This is a genomic window from Burkholderia sp. S-53 (genome assembly GCF_025560745.1).
Classification (GTDB): domain Bacteria; phylum Pseudomonadota; class Gammaproteobacteria; order Burkholderiales; family Burkholderiaceae; genus Burkholderia; species Burkholderia pyrrocinia.
The window spans coordinates 986,849-1,004,366 of sequence record NZ_CP090483.1 but is presented as its reverse complement, the minus strand read 5'-3'; the positions used below and the strand labels follow the sequence as shown (position 1 = coordinate 1,004,366).

Genomic DNA, 17,518 nt, shown 5'->3' with positions numbered 1-17,518 from the left:
GGCCGGTTCGTCGTATCGGATAAAGCCGCGCTTACCCCTTCACCGCGCCCGCCGTCAGCCCGCGCACGAAGTAGCGGCCGGCGACGATGTACACGAGCAGCGTCGGCAGCGCGGCGATGATCGCGCCGGCCATGTCGACGTTGTACTCCTTCACGCCCGTCGACGTGTTGACGAGGTTGTTCAGCGCCACCGTGATCGGCATCGAGTCGACGCCGGAGAACACGATCCCGAACAGGAAGTCGTTCCAGATCTGCGTGAATTGCCAGATCAGGCACACCATGAAGATCGGCAGCGACACGGGCAGCAGGATCTTCGTGAAGATCGTGAAGAAACCCGCACCGTCGATGCGCGCGGCCTTCACGAGCTCGGCCGGCACGCTCACGTAGAAGTTGCGAAAGAACATCGTCGTGAACGCGATCCCGTACACGACGTGCACGAACACGAGGCCGGGGATCGTATTGGCGAGGCCGAGCATCCCCTGCAGGCGCGCCATCGGCAGCAGGATCACCTGGAACGGGATGAAACAGCCGACCAGCATCATCGTGAACAGCGCGTCCGCGCCGCGAAAGCGCCAGTGCGTGAGCACGTAGCCGTTGAACGCGCCGATCAGCGACGAGATCAGCACGGCCGGGATCACCATCTGCAGCGAGTTCAGGAAGAACGGCTTCATCCCGTCGCAGCGCACGCCGGTGCACGCACCGCTCCATGCCTTCACCCACGGATCGATGGTCCAGCTGGTGGGCGGCGTCAGCAGGTTGCCGGTGCGCAGCTGGTCGAGATCCTTGAACGACGTCGACAGCATCACGTAGATCGGGAACAGGAAATACAGCGCGAACAGGATCAGCGCCGCGTAGATCACTGCCCGGCTGATCGTCATCTTAGGCTGCATTGCGGGTGCTCCTCGATTCCATATACATCAGCGGCACCAGCACCGCGACCACGGTCGCGAGCATCATCACCGACGACGCCGCGCCGAGCCCGAGCTGGCCGCGGTTGAACGAAAACGTATACATGAACATCGCCGGCAGCGACGACGACGTGCCGGGGCCGCCCGCCGTCAGCGCGACGACGAGGTCGAAGGTCTTGATCGTGATGTGGCAGAGGATCAGCAGCACCGAGAAGAACACCGGGCGCATGCTCGGGATCACGATCTTGCGGTAGATCGTCGGCAGCGTCGCGCCGTCGACCTGCGCGGCCTTGAAGATCTCGGCATCGACGCCGCGCAGCCCCGCGAGGAACAGCGCCATCACGAAGCCGGTCGACTGCCATACGGCCGCGATCACCACGCAAAAGATCGCCTTGTCCGGATCGCCGAGCCAGTCAAACGAGAAACTCGTCCAGCCCCAGTCGTGCATCACCTTCTCGAGGCCGAGACCCGGGTTCAGGATCCACTGCCACGCGGTGCCGGTGACGATGAACGACAGCGCCATCGGGTACAGGAAGATCGCGCGCAGCGCGCCTTCGTTGCGGATCCGCTGGTCGAGCAGGATCGCGAGGAACAGCCCGAGCGCGACGCAGACCGCGATGAACGGAATCCCGAACCAGCCGAGGTTCGCGGCGGACGTCCACCACACGTCGTTCTGGAACAGGTCCGTGTAACGGCCGAAGCCGTCGAATTCGTAGTTCGGCAACAGCCGCGAGTTGGTCAGCGACAGATAGCCGGTAATCAGGATGAAGCCGTAGATGAACACCACGGCGATCGCGACGCTCGGCGCGAGCACGAGCTTCGGAATCCAGCGATCGGCGAAGGCCGACATCGGCGACGTACGCCGTGCATCGGCACCACCGGATCCGTTTCCGCTAAGAGGGGCAGCCACTTGATTCGACTCCTGGAACGAGGGCGGCGCAGGCCGGGCCGGCGCCGGGTACGGCACAGGCCCGCGGGCGAGCCCGTTTGCTGCACTTGCAAAAACGCCCGGCCGATGAAGCGGGTCCGGCCGGGCGCCTGTCGCGCGTTACTTGACCTTCGCGGCCTTCGCGAGCGCGGCGACCGCGCTCTTCGAATCCTGCTGCGAGTTCATGAACTTCGTCACGACGTCCGTGATCGCGCCGGCGGTCGCATCGCTCTGCGCCATCCCGTGTGCGAGCGACGGCACGAAGCCGCCCGACTTGATCGCGGTCTGCTCGTCGGCATACGACTTCTTCGCGCAGTCGTCGAACTTGTCCATCTTCACGCCGAGGCGCACGGGCACCGAGCCCTTCAGCAGGCTGAACTGCTCCTGGAAGTCCGGCGTCATGATCGTCTTCGCGAGCGCGAGCTGGCCCGCCGTCGCGGCCTTCTCGCCCTTCTGCTGGAAGAACACGAACGAATCGACGTTGAACGTGTACGAATTCGCGGTACCCGGCACCGCCGCGCAGATGTAGTCCTTGCCCGCCTTCTTGCCCGCGTTCTCGAACTCGCCCTTCGCCCAGTCGCCCATGAACTGCATGCCGGCCTTGCCGTTGATGACCATCGCGGTCGCGAGGTTCCAGTCGCGGCCGTTACGGCCCGTATCGAAGTAGCCCTGGATCTTGCGCACCGTGTCGAACACGGACAGCATCTGCGGCGACGTCAGCGTCGCCTGGTCGAGGTCGACCAGCGCCTTCTTGTAGAACGCCGGGCCCTGCGACAGCACGACGTCTTCCCACAGCGTCAGGTCCTGCCACGGCTGGCCGCCCATCGCGACCGGCTGGATGCCCGCGGCCTTCAGCTTGTCGGCCACCGCGAAGAATTCAGGCCAGGTGGTCGGCACCTTCGCACCGATCTTGTCGAGCGCGGCCTTGTTGATGTACAGCCAGTTCACGCGGTGCACCGAGAACGGCGCGGCAACGGTGTGGCCCTTGTACTTGATGATCTTGTCGATTTCCGGCGGCAGGTTCTGCTTCCAGTCGCCGGCAGCGGAATCGACGTTGACGAGCACGCCCTGGTCGGCCCAGTCCTGGATCAGCGGGCCCTTGATCTGCGCGGCCGACGGTGCGTCGCCGCTGATCACCTTGGTCTTCAGCGCGGTCATCGCCGCGGCGCCGGCGCCGCCCGCGACCGCGAAGTCCTTCCACACATAACCCTGCTTCTGCACGTCGTCCTTCAGCACGCCGACGGCCTTCGACTCGCCGCCCGAGGTCCACCAGTGCAGCACCGTTACATTCTCGGCTGCCTGCGCCGCCACGGCGCCAGCCATCAGACCTGCCGCGCAGAGCGCGCCCATGATCGAGCGAACTTTCATTACTTATCTCCTCCAGACTGAATCAACTCGTGAGGTTCCCTGACCGGGAACCGGCTTCTTGATAACGACGGGGAAATCGAGCCGCGGGACGCATGCAGCGTACGGGGCCGATGACCGGCCGGGCTCTTACAGAAAGCGTGAATCGAGATTCAACGGCGTGTCTCCTCTTTGTGTTTCTGGCCCGCCGCGATGATGCGACGCGAGCCCGGGGCCAACGGTGCGCGGACGATGCGCGCCGTCAATGTCCGATAACATTCGGCACAAGGTGCTCCCGAAGGCGAAGCTCGCGCAGTTCATCGACCGCACTTCTTTTTTTCTTCACCCAGGTGCTACCCCTTGCGGCGGATTGTAGTTAAACTACAATTCAGTGTCAAAAATATTTTTATCGCACTACGGATTGCTTCCCAGCACCCCCCAACCCGGCGGAGACACATGCATACCGATTCGAGCTTTACCTTCGTACTTTTCGGCGGCACCGGCGATCTGTCGATGCGCAAGATCCTGCCCGCGCTGTTCGAAGCGCACCGTGCGAACATGCTGGCGGAAAGCGGCCGGATCATCGCCGTGGCGCGGCACGAATCGGATCGGGCGGGTTATCTCGAGTGGGTCGATACGCATGTGAAGCCGCATGCGGTCAAGGCGGCCGGCAAGGCGTTCGACGAAACCGCGTGGAAGTCCTTCCTCGAACGCATCGAATACGTGAAGCTCGACCTCGGCCGCGCGGAAGACTACGCCGTGCTGCGCGACGCGATCGCATCGCTGCCCGGCATCCGCGTGTTCTATCTGGCGACGGGCCCGTCGCTGTTCGTGCCGATCTGCAACGCGCTCGCGTCGGTCGGCCTGAGCGAAGGCTCGCGTATCGTGCTCGAGAAGCCGCTCGGCTACGACCTGCGCTCGTCGAATGCGATCAACGACGCGGTCGGCGAGATCTTCGCGGAAGGCCAGATCTACCGGATCGACCACTACCTCGGCAAGGAGCCGGTGCAGAACCTGCTCGCGCTGCGCTTCGGCAATGCGCTGTTCGAGCCGCTGTGGCGCCGCGAATGGGTCGAGAGCATCCAGATCACGATCGCCGAGGAACTCGGCGTCGAAGCGCGCGGCGATTTCTACGACAATACGGGCGCGCTGCGCGACATGGTGCAGAACCACCTGCTGCAACTGCTGTCGATCGTCGCGATGGAGCCGCCGCACTCGATGGATTCCGACTCGGTGCGTGATGAAAAGCTGCGCGTGCTGCGCGCGCTGAAACCGGTCGATCCGCGCGACATCGGCAAGGTTGCCGTGCGCGGCCAGTATCATGCGGGCGTGATCAAGGGCGCGCAGGTGCCGGCCTACGCGACCGAGCCGGGCGTGAAGCCCGACAGCCAGACCGAAACCTTCGTCGCGCTGAAGGTCGAGATCGAGAACTGGCGCTGGGCCGGCGTGCCGTTCTTCCTGCGCACCGGCAAGCGTCTCGCCGACCGCGTCGCGGAGATCGTCGTCAACTTCCGCCCGGTGCCGCATTCGGCGCTCGGACCGACCGCGCTGCGCGCCGGTTCGAACCGCCTCGTGATCCGGCTGCAGCCGAACGAGACGATCCGCCTGTACTGTCTGGCGAAGCAGCCCGGCGAAGGGATGAACCTCGCGAGCGTGCACCTCGACCTCGCGTTCGACCAGTTCTTCAAGGAAGGGCAGATGGAGGCATACCAGCGCCTGCTGCTCGACGTGATCAACGGCCGGCTCGCGCTGTTCGTGCGTCGCGACGAACAGGAAGCCGCATGGCGCTGGGTCGAGCCGATCCTGAACGAATGGGCGCGCTCGCTGAAGCCGCCGAAGCCGTACGCGGCGGGCACGTGGGGGCCGGCCGCGGCGAGCGCGATGCTCGCGCAGCACGACACCTGCTGGCTCGAAGAAGAAAACTGATGCAAGCCGTTGCCGTGCGCGCCACCGCGTCCGGCAACGTGCCCCACGATTCCAACGATTTGAACAGACAAAGCAGTCCGGAGGAGATGTGATCGAGATCCACGCTTTCGACACCCAGGAAGCGCAAAGCGAAGCGCTCGCGCGCGCCGTCGGCGATGCGCTGCGCGCCGCGCTCGCCGGCCCCGCGCGCCCGACGCTCGCGGTGTCCGGCGGCACGAGCCCGCGCCCGTTCCTGCAAACGCTGTCGCATGCGGCGCTCGACTGGGCCGGCGTCGACGTGACGCTGGTCGACGACCGCTGGGTGCCGGAGGACGACACGGCCAGCAACGCGACCCTCGTGCGCGACACGCTGCTGCAGCACGCGGCGGCCCCTGCCCGCTTCCTGCCGCTCGTCGACACGCGCGCCACGCTCGACGCGCACGTCGCCGCCCTCAACGCGAACGCCGACTACCGCGTGCCGAACGTCGCGGTGCTCGGCATGGGCGAGGACGGCCACACCGCGTCGATCTTCGCCGATGCGCCCGAATGGGACCACGCGATCGCGACGCCCGAGCGTTTCGTCGCCGTGCACCCGGGCGCCGCGCCGCATGCGCGCGTGAGCTTTTCGCTCGATGCGCTGAAGCGCGTCGACCGGCTGTTCCTGCTGATCGCGGGCGCCCGCAAACGTGAAGTGCTCGACGCCGCGGCCGCGTCGCTGCAGAAGAACGCGATTTCCCAACTGGCCAACGACAAGGGGACCCAGCTCGATGTCTACTGGTGCGCAAAGTAAGGCGGTCGTCGCGGGACAGCATGCCGACGGCCCGCGCCTGCTCGCGGACGTCGGCGGCACCAACGCGCGCTTCGCGCTGGAAACCGGCCCGGGCGAAATCACGCAGATCCGCGTGTATCCCGGCGCCGACTATCCGACGATCACCGACGCGATCCGCAAGTACCTGAAGGACGTGAAGATCAGCCGCGTGAACCACGCGGCGATCGCGATCGCCAATCCGGTCGACGGCGATCAGGTCACGATGACCAACCACGACTGGAGCTTCTCGATCGAGGCGACGCGCCGTGCGCTCGGCTTCGACACGCTGCTCGTCGTCAACGACTTCACCGCGCTCGCGATGGCGCTGCCGGGCCTGACCGACGCGCAGCGCGTGCAGGTCGGCGGCGGCGCGCGCCGCCAGAACAGCGTGATCGGGCTGCTCGGGCCCGGCACCGGGCTCGGCGTGTCGGGGCTGATTCCGGCCGACGATCGCTGGATCGCGCTCGGCAGCGAGGGCGGCCACGCGTCGTTCGCGCCGCAGGACGAGCGCGAGGACCTGGTGCTGCAGTACGCGCGCAAGAAGTTTCCGCACGTGTCGTTCGAACGCGTGTGCGCGGGCCCCGGCATGGAGATCATCTATCGCGCGCTCGCCGCGCGCGACAAGAAGCGCGTCGCGGCGACCATCGACACGGTGGAGATCGTCGAGCGCGCGCATGCGGGCGACGCACTCGCGCTCGAAACGGTCGAATGCTTCTGCGGGATCCTCGGCTCGTTCGCGGGCAGCGTCGCGCTGACGCTCGGCGCGCTCGGCGGCGTGTACATCGGCGGCGGCGTCGCGCTGAAGCTCGGCGAACTGTTCACGCGCTCGTCGTTCCGCGCGCGCTTCGAGGCGAAGGGCCGCTTCACGCACTATCTCGAGAACATCCCGACCTACCTGATCACCGCCGAATACCCGGCGTTCCTCGGCGTGTCGGCGATCCTCGCGGAGCAGTTGTCGAACCGCTCGGGCGGTGCGTCGTCGGCCGTGTTCGAGCGGATCCGCCAGATGCGCGATGCGCTGACGCCGGCCGAGCGCCGCGTTGCCGATCTCGCGCTGAACCATCCGCGCTCGATCATCAACGATCCGATCGTCGACATCGCGCGCAAGGCCGACGTGAGCCAGCCGACCGTGATCCGCTTCTGCCGCTCGCTCGGCTGCCAGGGGCTGTCGGACTTCAAGCTGAAGCTCGCGACCGGCCTGACCGGCACGATCCCGATGAGCCACAGCCAGGTGCATCTCGGCGACACGGCCACCGACTTCGGCGCGAAAGTGCTCGACAACACGGTGTCGGCGATCCTGCAGTTGCGCGAGCACCTGAACTTCGAGCATGTCGAGAACGCGATCGAGATCCTGAACGGCGCGCGGCGCATCGAGTTCTACGGGCTCGGCAACTCGAACATCGTCGCGCAGGACGCGCACTACAAGTTCTTCCGCTTCGGGATTCCGACGATCGCATACGGCGACCTGTACATGCAGGCCGCGTCGGCCGCGCTGCTCGGCAAGGGCGACGTGATCGTCGCGGTGTCGAAGTCGGGGCGCGCGCCGGAGCTGCTGCGCGTGCTCGACGTCGCGATGCAGGCCGGCGCGAAGGTGATCGCGATCACGTCGAGCAACACGCCGCTCGCGAAGCGCGCGACCGTCGCGCTCGAAACCGACCACATCGAGATGCGCGAGTCGCAGTTGTCGATGATCTCGCGGATCCTGCATCTGCTGATGATCGACATCCTCGCGGTCGGCGTCGCGATCCGCCGCGCGTCGACGAACGGCGAGCTGCCCGAGGCCGTCGCGCAGGCGAAGGCTCGCGCCAGCGACGACGAAACGGCCGACGTGCTCGACTGGCTGAGCCACGGCGCGTCGCCGGCGGCGAAGGACGTCGCGCGGGATTGATGCACGGCGCGGCGTCAGCCGCTTCCTGCACCCCAACGAAAAACGCCACCGGCGCATCGCGCGCGGTGGCGTTTTTTCATGGTGCGGCCCGGCTGCCGGCTCAGGCACCCGCTTTCACCGGCCGCCCGTGCCAGCGCAGCACGAGGTAGCGGCCGGCAAAACACAGCACGCCCGTAACGCCGATCGTCACGCCCATCGCGAACGGCGTGCCGTCCGCGAGTGCGCCGATCGCGACGCTCGCGACCGCGCCGAGCGCGAGCTGCATCGCGCCGAACACGGCGGCCGACGCGCCCGCGTTGTGCGGATAACGATGCATCAGGTCGGTCGTGCAGTTCGCGGACAGGATCCCGACCACGCCGACGACGAAGAACAGGCACACGACGATCGACCACAACCCGCCCCACCCGGTCAGCGCGACGAGCGCGACCGCGAGCGACGCGATGCAGCTCACGAGCGACGCGGCCGCGATGATGCGCAGCGAGCCGATGCGGCCGACGAGCCGCGTGTTCGCGAAGTTGCCGATCATGATCCCGACGACGTTCAGCCCGAACAGCAGCCCGTAGTGCTGCGGCGACACGTGGAAATACTCGATGTACACGAACGGCGTCGCGGTGATGTACGAGAACATCGACGCGAACGCCATCCCGCCGCACAGCATGTGCCCCCACGCGACGGGGTCGGACAGGATGCGTCCGTACGACGCGAACGACGCAAGCACGGCCGTGCTCTTGCGCCGCTCCTTCGGCCAGGTTTCGGGCACGCGCAGGTACGCGGTCGCCGCGCACACCGCGCCGAACACGGCCAGCACCACGAACACGCCGCGCCAGCCCGAGAACCGCAGGATCTGGCCGCCGATCAGCGGCGCGAGCAGCGGCCCGACCGCGGTGACGATCGCGACCATCGACAGCACCTTCGCCGCGTCGCTCGGCTCGTGCGCGTCGCGCGCGATCGCGCGGGCGAGCACCGACGCGGCGCCGGCGCCGAGCGCCTGCAGGAAGCGCACGACGATCAGCATGTCGATCGAGCCCGCGACGAAGCAGCCTACGCTCGCGAGCGTAAACAGCGCAATGCCGCCGAGCAGCACGGGGCGGCGGCCCCACGTGTCGGACAGCGGGCCGTACAGCAGCATGCCGACCGAGAAGCCGGCCATGAAGCTCGTCAGCGTGCGCTGCGCGGCGCCGGGGCTGACGGAGAAGCCGGCGGCGATCGACGGCAGGCTCGGCAGGTACATGTCGGTGGCGATCGGCCCGCAGGCGGCGAGCGCACCGAGCAACAGGATCAGCCGGGCATCGGGCCGGCGCCGGACGACGTGAGGCATGGGTATCCGGAATGGAGCCCGCGCGCATCGGGGCGCGCGTGGCGGTGAAAGCGGGAGGCCGCGCCGCGGACGGCGCGTTCAGGCCCATGATTGTACGCGCAACTTTTTTGCGTGCTGCGGGCCGCGTGCGGCGGCGGGCCGGGAAACGCCGGCGCGGCGCGTTTGCCGCGCGAGCCCGTGTGCGGATTCGATTAAGCTTGCTGCTGCCTGCTGTTCTTGTCTGACCAATTCGACGCACGACCGAACCGATGACCGCTTTCCTGCTGATCTGGAGCCCCAAGAAATGGCCATGGCCCGAGCTGCCCGACGTCGCCGCGCGCGTGAAGGCCGGCGAGGCCGTGCATGACGTGTGGGGCTGCGGCTTCGCGCGCGGCATCCTGCCCGGCGACCGCGTATTCCTGCACCGCGTCGCGAAGGAACCGAAGGGTGTGTTCGGCTCCGGCTATGTGACGCGCGCACCGTACGAGGTTGCCGATCCGTCGACGAAGCGCGGTTACCGGCTGTGCATCGACTTCGTGTACGACTGGCTGGTCGACGCGCACCAGGACGTCGTGATCGCGCGCGACGCACTGCGCGTCCACCCGTACTCGGTACAGACCTGGGATGCGCAGAGCTCCGGCACGTCGATCAAGCCGATGGTCGAAGGCCCGCTCGAGAAACGCTGGGCCGAGCTGACCGGCAAGCGCAAGCCGCCGCGATAGCCGGATGGATGGCCGGGTCGAATCGGGCCTCGTTTCCGGTCCCCGCGCATCTCCCCGCGCGCCGAAAGGCCGCAGACCGCCCGGCGGGCCCGCCGCGCGCGTCTCCGGTACAATCAGACGATCGTTCCGCCCAGGCGCCGCGGCCCGTGCACAGGCCCCCGCGCCCTTCTCTCGCAGGTTTCGCCCATGTCCAACAATCAGATCCTCTTCGAACGCGCCCAAAAGACCATTCCCGGCGGCGTCAACTCGCCGGTGCGCGCATTCCGTTCGGTCGGCGGCACGCCGCGTTTCGTCGCGCGCGCGCAAGGCCCGTATTTCTGGGATGCCGACGGCAAGCAGTACATCGACTACATCGGCTCGTGGGGCCCGATGATCGTCGGCCACGTGCATCCGGACGTGCTGTCGGCCGTGCAGAACGTGCTCGCCGACGGCTTCTCGTTCGGCGCGCCGACCGAGGCCGAGATCGAGATCGCCGAGGAAATCTGCAAGCTCGTGCCGTCGATCGAGCAGGTGCGGATGGTGTCGAGCGGCACCGAGGCCACGATGAGCGCGCTGCGTCTCGCGCGCGGCTTCACGGGCCGCAGCCGCATCGTCAAGTTCGAGGGCTGCTACCACGGCCACGCGGACAGCCTGCTCGTGAAGGCCGGCTCGGGCCTGCTGACGTTCGGCAACCCGACGTCGGCCGGCGTGCCCGCCGACATCGCGAAGCACACGACCGTCCTCGAATACAACAACGTCGCCGCGCTCGAGGAAGCATTCGGCGCGTTCGGCGACGAGATCGCCGCGGTGATCGTCGAGCCCGTCGCGGGCAACATGAACCTCGTGCGCGGCACGCCCGAATTCCTGAGCGCGCTGCGCGCACTGTGCACGAAGCACGGCGCCGTGCTGATCTTCGACGAGGTGATGTGCGGTTTCCGCGTCGCGCTCGGCGGCGCGCAGGCGTACTACGGGATCACGGCCGACCTCACCTGCCTCGGCAAGGTGATCGGCGGCGGGATGCCGGCCGCCGCGTTCGGCGGCCGCCGCGACATCATGGCCCACCTCGCGCCGCTCGGCGGCGTGTACCAGGCCGGCACGCTGTCGGGCAACCCGATCGCGGTCGCCGCGGGCCTGAAGACGCTGCAACTGATCCAGGCGCCCGGCTTCTACGACGCGCTCACCGCGCAGACGAAGCGTCTCGCCGACGGCCTCGCGGCCGAAGCGCGCGCGGCCGGCGTGCCGTTCGCGGCCGACTCGATCGGCGCGATGTTCGGCCTCTACTTCGCGGAGCGCGTGCCGACCAGCTTCGCGGAAGTCACGAAGAGCGATACCGAACGCTTCAACCGCTTCTTCCACCTGATGCTCGACGAAGGCGTGTACTTCGCGCCGTCCGCGTACGAGGCAGGTTTCGTGTCGAGCACGCACGACGACGCGGTGATCGACGCGACGCTCGCGGCCGCGCGCCGCGCGTTTGCGGCACTGGCCGCCTGACCCGGGGCCGCGCGCATGTTCTCGGATATCGATTTCGCCCACATGGAGCGCGCGCTCGCGCTCGCGGCGCGCGGCATGTATACGACTGCGCCGAATCCGCGCGTCGGCTGCGTGATCGTCAAGGACGGCGACGTGATCGGCGAAGGCTTCACGCAGCCGGCCGGCCAGGACCACGCGGAAGTGCAGGCGCTGAAGGACGCGCGCTCGCGCGGCCACGACGTCTCGGGCTCGACCGTCTACGTGACGCTCGAGCCGTGCAGCCATTTCGGCCGCACGCCGCCGTGCGCGAACGCGCTGATCGAAGCGCGCGTCGCGAAGGTCGTCGCGGCGATGGAAGACCCGAACCCGCAGGTGTCGGGGCGCGGCCTCGGGATGCTGCGCGACGCGGGCATCGACGTGCGCTGCGGGCTGCTCGCGCATGAAGCCGGCGAGCTGAACATCGGTTTCGTGTCGCGGATGACGCGCGGCCGCCCGTGGGTGCGGATGAAGACCGCCGCATCGCTCGATGGCCGCACCGCGCTGCCGTCCGGCGAAAGCCAGTGGATCACCGGCGACGCCGCGCGCCTCGACGGGCACGCATGGCGTGCGCGCGCGTGCGCGATCCTCACCGGGATCGGCACCGTGCGCGAGGACAACCCGCTGCTGACCGTGCGCGGCATCGACACGCCGCGCCAGCCGCAGCGCGTGCTGGTCGACAGCCGCCTCGACCTGCCGCTCGACGCGCAGCTGCTCGAAGGCGCGCCGCTGCTGATCTTCTGCGGCCGGCTCGACGCGAGCGGCGAAATGCGCGCGAACGTGTTGAAGGCGCGCGGCGCGGAAATCGTGCCGCTTGCGAATGCGCACGGCAAGGTCGACCTGCCCGCGATGCTGGCGGCGCTCGGCGCGCGCGGCGTCAACGAGTTGCACGTCGAGGCCGGCCACAAGCTGAACGGCTCGCTGCTGCGCGAGCAATGCGTCGACGAATTGCTCGTCTATCTCGCGCCGAGCCTGCTGGGCGCCGACGCGGCCGGCATGTTCGACCTCGCCGCACCGGCGAGTCTCGACGCACGCACGCGACTGTCGTTCCACGGTATCGAGCGGATCGGCGACGATCTGCGGATCCTGGCGCGGGTCGCGCCGCCCGACGCCACGCACTGAACGGGATCGTCACGATGTTTACCGGAATTGTCGCGGCCGTCGGCCGCATCGAATCGATCGATCCGCTCGGCACGTCGGCCGATGCGGGCGTGCGCCTGACCGTGCTGGCCGGCGGGCTCGACCTCGCCGATGTCGCGCTCGGCGACAGCATCGCGATCGAGGGCGCGTGCATGACGGTGATCGAAAAGACCGACGCCGCGTTCGACGTCGACGTGTCGCGCGAAAGCCTGAACCGCACGGTCGGCCTCGCGCAACCCGGCGAAGTGAACCTCGAGAAGGCGCTGCGCGCGCACGACCGCCTCGGCGGGCACATCGTGTCGGGCCACGTCGACGGCCTCGGCACCGTGTCGCGCTTCGCGCCGGTCGGCGAGTCGCACGAGCTGCGGATCGTCGCGCCGCGCGAGCTCGGTCGTTATCTCGCGTACAAGGGGTCGATCACGGTCAACGGCGTGAGCCTGACCGTCAACACGATCGACGATCGCGCGGACGGCTGCGAATTCTCGATCAACCTGATTCCGCATACGGTCGAGGTCACGACGCTGCGCCACGTGAAGGCCGGCGACAAGGTCAATCTGGAAGTCGACATGATCGCGCGGTATGTGGAGCGAATGCTGTCGACGTCGCAGGGCACGCATCAGGACTGATCGCGCTCGCGGTCCCGACCGGGCGGCCAACGGCCCGAGTCCGGACCGCCGCCGCTTTTCTTCGTCGTCGTTGGCGTCGCCCGACAGGCGATCACGCATCCGCGCCCTCTCCGCCTGCCCGCGCCAGAATCGTGTCGAGCAACTGCCGGACATGCTCGCGCGCCGCGCGCTCCGCGGCATCCGCATCGCGCTTCGCGATCATGTCGAACACCTGCCGGTGTTCGGCGACATTCCCGCCCAATCGCTCCCAGTCGTCCATCGGACTCGCACCGCCCGCACACATCGTCTGCACCTGCGCATACAGCGCCCTGAGCGACGTCTCGATCGTCGTGTTGCGCGCCGTTGCGAGCAACCCGTGGTGGAAGTCGAGGTTGGCGATGCGGTATGCATCGCCGTCGCGCGTGGCGACCGCGCGCGCCTGTCGCGTCAACGCTTCGTCCAGCGCCGCGTGATCGTCGGGCGTCATGCGCAGCGCCGCCAGGCGCGCGGCCATGCCCTCGAGCGCCTCGCGCGCCTCGAAGATGGCCACGATCCGCGCGCGGTCGAAGGCGATCACGAAGACGCCCTGGCGCGGCACGACCTGCAGCAGCCCCTCGGCTTCGAGGCGCGACACAGCCGCCCACACCGGCGAGCGGCTGATGCCGAGGTCGCGCGACAGCGCTTCGATGCTGATCTTCTCGCCCGCCGCGAAGCGCGCCTCGTCGACCAGCATCTCCCTGATTGCCCCGTATGCGTCGCGCCCCAGTGTCGTGCGCTCGAGCGTCGCGCGCGTCATGCCGGCCTCCGGCGACGGGCGATGTGGAGACCCTTGCCGACCGGCACGATCGTCGTGTCGAACTGCCGTAGCGCATCGACCGCGGCGAGATAGCCGGCGATCTCGTCCGGATGGGACAGCGCATTGTCCGCGACGAGCAGCGCGTCGGGCGTCAGCTTCGGCAACAGGTGCGCGAGCTGCTGCGGCGCGCTCACGCGGTCGGCATCGAAGAACACGCAGTCGAACGGGCCGGTCACGGCCGCGCAGACCTGCGTCGCATCGCCTTCGATCACCTGTGCCCAGTCCTGCAGCGCCGCCGCCCGCAGGTTAGCCCTGGCCTGCTCGGCCTTGTCGGGCGAAAACTCGACGGTGACGAGCGGCTGCCCGCCCGTTTCGCGCAGCGCATGGGCGAGCCAGATCGCGCTGTAGCCGTTGGACGTGCCGATCTCCAGCATGCGCCGGCGCCGCGCGCCGATGACGAGCAGGTACAGCAGTTCGGCCGTGGGCGGCTCGAGGTTCAGCATCTTGCGGCTGCGGTCGGCCATCTGCGCATCGTTTTCCTGGCCGAAGGACGCCAGCCGGGCAAGTACGGCCGACGCGGCGCCGTCGAGTTCGATCATGTCGGTCTCCATCGCTTCATATTTCGTGTTTCGTGTTTCATGATACGACCTTTTACGGATCGACGCGCGGTGCCGGTCAGGTCCGGTATTCCGGCGCAATCATGGCGGCTGCATCGCGCTCGCCGGCCGGTCGCTGTAACGAGAGCCGGCCGAACGGCCAACGACGCGCACGGGTCATGCCGTCGCGCTAAGATGCGTCGACAGCGGTTTCAACGCCGCAACGCACGACGCGCCGCGTACCGCGCCGCCCTCTTCCCACAGGAGTCGTTCCCATGTCCATCTCGATGTACCAGGCTTCGCTGCCCGTCCTGATCCGCGGCCTGACCAACCTGCAGCACATCCTCGGCAAGGCGCAGGCGCACGCGGCCGAGAAGCAGATCGACCCGTCGGTGTTCGTCGGCGCGCGCCTCTACCCGGACATGCTGCCGCTCGTCCGCCAGGTCTACATCGCGACCGACACGGCCAAGGGCTGCGCGGCGCGGCTCGCCGGCGCCGAGATCCCGAGCTACCCGGACGTCGAGCAGACCTTCGACGAACTGCACGCGCGCATCCAGAAGACGATCGACTACCTGAAAAGCTTCGACGCCGCGCAGATCGACGGCAGCGAGGCGCGCCAGATCGTGCTGAAGATGCGCGTCGGCCCGATCGAGTTCACCGGCCAGTCGTACCTGCTGGACTTCGTGCTGCCCAATTTCTTCTTCCACGTGACGACCGCGTACGACATCCTGCGCCACAGCGGCGTCGAGCTCGGCAAGCTCGACTACCTCGGCGGGCGTGACGAGCGCGCATGACGCGTGGTCGGGCCTGCCGCGCAGGCCGGCCGCACCGCCTTCCGGAGCGCTTGCCGATCGAGCGCAACCCGCGCCAGCCGAAACGCCGTCCGGCTGGCGTAAAATACGCACTTTCCTCTTTCTCGCCCCCTTATGACGCTCGCCTCCACGCTCGACATCATCGCCGAGCTGAAAGCCGGCCGGATGGTGATCCTGGTCGACGAAGAAGACCGCGAAAACGAGGGCGACCTCGTGATCGCCGCCGAATTCGTCACGCCGGAAGCGATCAACTTCATGGCCAGGTACGGCCGCGGCCTGGTTTGTCTGACGTTGACGCAGGAACGCTGCAAGCAGCTGCACCTGCCGCTGATGACCTACCGCAACGGCACGCAGTACGGCACCGCGTTCACGGTCAGCATCGAAGCGGCCGAAGGCGTGACGACCGGCATCTCGGCCGCCGACCGTGCGCATACGATCGCCACGGCGGTCGCGCACGACGTGCGTCCCGAGCACATCGTGCAGCCGGGTCACGTGTTCCCGATCATGGCGCAGCCGGGCGGCGTGCTCGTGCGCGCGGGCCACACCGAGGCCGGCTGCGACTTCACCGCGCTCGCGGGCCTCACGCCGGCCGCGGTGATCTGCGAGATCATCAAGGACGACGGCACGATGGCGCGCCTGCCCGACCTGATCGAATTCGCGAAGGAACACGATCTGAAGATCGGCACGATCGCCGACCTGATCCAGTACCGCAGCCGCACCGAATCGATCATCGAGCGGATCGCCGAGCGCACGATGCAGACCGCGCACGGCACGTTCCGCGCGGTGCTGTACCGCGACCAGCCGAGCGGTTCGCCGCACATCGCGCTAGTGCGCGGCGCGCCGTCGCCCGACGTCGATACGCCGGTGCGCGTGCACGAGCCGCTGTCGGTGCTCGACCTGCTCGAAACAGGTGTGTCGACGCACTCGTGGACGCTCGACGCCGCGATGCGCGACATCGCGGAACGCGACCTCGGCGTGATCGTGCTGCTCAACTGCGGCGACACGAAGGAACACCTGATCGACGTCTTCAAGGCGTTCGACGAGGAAGAAAAGGCTGCTGCGCTGAAGCGCCGGCCGGTCGATTTCAAGACGTTCGGCATCGGCGCGCAGATCCTGCGCGATGTCGGCGTCGGCAAGATGCAGGTGCTGTCGAATCCGCGCAAGCTGGGCAGCATGTCCGGCTACGGCCTCGAAGTCACGGGCTTCATTCCGATGCCCGGCGGCGAAGCCAAGTCCTGCCCGGCGTCCCACGCGTAACCCGCCACGGCGCTTTCGCCCTATAACCGTTCATCCACACCACGGACAAGATCATGGAAATCGGACAATACCAACCGAATCTCGAAGGCGACGGCCTGCGTATCGGCATCGTGCAATCGCGCTTCAACGAACCCGTGTGCAACGGTCTCGCCGACGCGTGCGTCGAAGAACTGGAGCGCCTCGGCGTCACCGGTGAAGACGTGCTGCTCGTGTCGGTGCCCGGCGCGCTGGAAATCCCGCTCGCACTGCAGAAGCTCGCGGAAAGCGGCCAGTTCGACGCGCTGATCGCGCTCGGCGCGGTGATCCGCGGCGAGACCTACCACTTCGAACTCGTGTCGAACGAGAGCGGCGCGGGCATCACCCGCATCGGCCTCGACTTCAACCTGCCGATCGCGAACGCGGTCCTGACGACCGAAAACGACGAGCAGGCCGTCGCGCGCATGACCGAAAAGGGTCGTGACGCCGCGCGCGTCGCCGTCGAGATGGCCAACCTGACGATGGCACTCGACCAGCTCGGCGACGACGATGAGGACGAGGAAGAAGACGAAGACGACGAAGAGGAGCGCGCATGAAGAAGAGCGCCCGCCGACAATCGCGCGAGCTGGCGACGCAGGGCCTGTATCAGTGGCTGCTGTCGAACGCGGCCTCCGGCGAGATCGACGCGCAGCTGCGCGGCGCGCTCGGTTACGACAAGGCTGACAAGGAGCTGCTCGAAGCCATCCTGCACGGCGTGATCCGCGAACACGCGACGCTCGTCGAAGCGCTGACGCCGTCGCTCGACCGCCCGATCGAACAGTTGTCGCCGGTCGAACGCGCGGTGCTGCTGATCGCGACGTTCGAGCTCACGCACCATGTCGAAACGCCGTACCGCGTGATCATCAACGAAGCTGTCGAACTCGCGAAGACGTTCGGCGGCTCCGACGGCTACAAGTACGTGAACGGCGTACTCGACAAGCTCGCCGCGAAGCTGCGCCCCGCCGAAACGCAGGCGCGCCGCAACGGCTGATACCGTTTGTTTGTCCACGGGC

General features: G+C 67.7%; 17 protein-coding genes. 11 read left to right on the top strand and 6 right to left on the bottom strand.

Translation table 11 applies throughout. The annotated features are described in order from the left end of the window. Window positions 1-31: 31 nt before the first annotated feature. From LXM88_RS09695 to LXM88_RS09685, 3 genes are all read right to left on the bottom strand, one after another. On the bottom strand, window positions 32-889 hold the full coding sequence (locus tag LXM88_RS09695; RefSeq protein ID WP_226154311.1) for a carbohydrate ABC transporter permease: 858 nt from the start codon (window positions 887-889) through the stop codon (window positions 32-34). Further along, a complete protein-coding gene (locus LXM88_RS09690) occupies window positions 879-1,817 on the bottom strand; it encodes a carbohydrate ABC transporter permease (protein WP_262541658.1) in 939 nt (312 codons plus the stop codon). The genes LXM88_RS09695 and LXM88_RS09690 overlap by 11 nt, the downstream gene beginning before the upstream one ends. Before the next feature lie 138 nt (window positions 1,818-1,955). Next, entirely contained in the window at window positions 1,956-3,203 is a 1,248-nt protein-coding gene (locus LXM88_RS09685; protein ID WP_262541657.1) for an ABC transporter substrate-binding protein, read from the bottom strand. Between the two features lie 432 nt (window positions 3,204-3,635). On the opposite strand from LXM88_RS09685, the gene zwf reads away from it, so the two are divergent. The 3 genes from zwf (at window position 3,636) to LXM88_RS09670 (ending at window position 7,780) form a co-directional block, all read left to right on the top strand. Then, entirely contained in the window at window positions 3,636-5,105 is a 1,470-nt protein-coding gene (gene zwf / locus LXM88_RS09680) for a glucose-6-phosphate dehydrogenase (protein WP_262541656.1), read from the top strand. 88 nt (window positions 5,106-5,193) lie between these two features. Next, complete coding sequence (gene pgl, locus LXM88_RS09675) at window positions 5,194-5,874, top strand: 6-phosphogluconolactonase (RefSeq protein WP_262541655.1); 681 nt, start codon at window positions 5,194-5,196, stop codon at window positions 5,872-5,874. Then, window positions 5,852-7,780, top strand: a complete 1,929-nt coding sequence (locus tag LXM88_RS09670) for a bifunctional transcriptional regulator/glucokinase (protein WP_262541654.1) — start codon at window positions 5,852-5,854, stop codon at window positions 7,778-7,780. The genes pgl and LXM88_RS09670 overlap by 23 nt, the downstream gene beginning before the upstream one ends. A gap of 100 nt (window positions 7,781-7,880) precedes the next feature. Here the strand turns inward: LXM88_RS09670 and LXM88_RS09665 are convergent, their stop codons facing one another. Beyond that, window positions 7,881-9,098: a Bcr/CflA family multidrug efflux MFS transporter gene (locus LXM88_RS09665; RefSeq protein WP_262541653.1), complete on the bottom strand. Its 1,218-nt coding sequence runs from the start codon at window positions 9,096-9,098 to the stop codon at window positions 7,881-7,883. 248 nt (window positions 9,099-9,346) lie between these two features. Here LXM88_RS09665 and LXM88_RS09660 point away from each other — a divergent pair, with 248 nt between their 5' ends. From LXM88_RS09660 to LXM88_RS09645, 4 genes are all read left to right on the top strand, one after another. Next, window positions 9,347-9,799 carry a hypothetical protein gene (locus LXM88_RS09660; protein WP_174387715.1) on the top strand — a complete coding sequence of 151 codons (453 nt, stop codon included), beginning with the start codon at window positions 9,347-9,349 and terminating at the stop codon, window positions 9,797-9,799. Window positions 9,800-9,985: 186 nt separating this feature from the next. Further along, a complete protein-coding gene (gene hemL, locus LXM88_RS09655) occupies window positions 9,986-11,269 on the top strand; it encodes a glutamate-1-semialdehyde 2,1-aminomutase (protein WP_262541651.1) in 1,284 nt (427 codons plus the stop codon). A 15-nt stretch (window positions 11,270-11,284) separates the two neighbouring features. After that, on the top strand, window positions 11,285-12,406 hold the full coding sequence (ribD, locus tag LXM88_RS09650) for a bifunctional diaminohydroxyphosphoribosylaminopyrimidine deaminase/5-amino-6-(5-phosphoribosylamino)uracil reductase RibD (protein ID WP_262541650.1): 1,122 nt from the start codon (window positions 11,285-11,287) through the stop codon (window positions 12,404-12,406). A 14-nt stretch (window positions 12,407-12,420) separates the two neighbouring features. Beyond that, entirely contained in the window at window positions 12,421-13,050 is a 630-nt protein-coding gene (locus LXM88_RS09645; protein WP_262541649.1) for a riboflavin synthase, read from the top strand. Window positions 13,051-13,141: 91 nt separating this feature from the next. On the opposite strand, the gene LXM88_RS09640 is transcribed toward LXM88_RS09645, so the two are convergent. Together LXM88_RS09640 and LXM88_RS09635 are read right to left on the bottom strand one after the other, a co-directional pair. Then, window positions 13,142-13,825 (bottom strand): GntR family transcriptional regulator, encoded by a 684-nt coding sequence (locus tag LXM88_RS09640; RefSeq protein ID WP_262541648.1) that lies wholly within the window; start codon window positions 13,823-13,825, stop codon window positions 13,142-13,144. Further along, entirely contained in the window at window positions 13,822-14,424 is a 603-nt protein-coding gene (locus tag LXM88_RS09635; RefSeq protein WP_262541647.1) for an O-methyltransferase, read from the bottom strand. The genes LXM88_RS09640 and LXM88_RS09635 overlap by 4 nt, the downstream gene beginning before the upstream one ends. A gap of 272 nt (window positions 14,425-14,696) precedes the next feature. Here LXM88_RS09635 and LXM88_RS09630 point away from each other — a divergent pair, with 272 nt between their 5' ends. From LXM88_RS09630 to nusB, 4 genes are all read left to right on the top strand, one after another. After that, complete coding sequence (locus LXM88_RS09630; protein WP_262541646.1) at window positions 14,697-15,215, top strand: DUF1993 domain-containing protein; 519 nt, start codon at window positions 14,697-14,699, stop codon at window positions 15,213-15,215. Window positions 15,216-15,347: 132 nt separating this feature from the next. Continuing rightward, window positions 15,348-16,490 (top strand): bifunctional 3,4-dihydroxy-2-butanone-4-phosphate synthase/GTP cyclohydrolase II, encoded by a 1,143-nt coding sequence (gene ribBA, locus LXM88_RS09625; RefSeq protein ID WP_262541645.1) that lies wholly within the window; start codon window positions 15,348-15,350, stop codon window positions 16,488-16,490. A gap of 53 nt (window positions 16,491-16,543) precedes the next feature. Continuing rightward, window positions 16,544-17,062: a 6,7-dimethyl-8-ribityllumazine synthase gene (gene ribH / locus LXM88_RS09620; RefSeq protein ID WP_011351235.1), complete on the top strand. Its 519-nt coding sequence runs from the start codon at window positions 16,544-16,546 to the stop codon at window positions 17,060-17,062. Further along, entirely contained in the window at window positions 17,059-17,496 is a 438-nt protein-coding gene (nusB, locus tag LXM88_RS09615; protein WP_047900037.1) for a transcription antitermination factor NusB, read from the top strand. Before ribH ends, nusB begins: the two co-directional genes overlap by 4 nt. Window positions 17,497-17,518 lie beyond the last annotated feature (22 nt).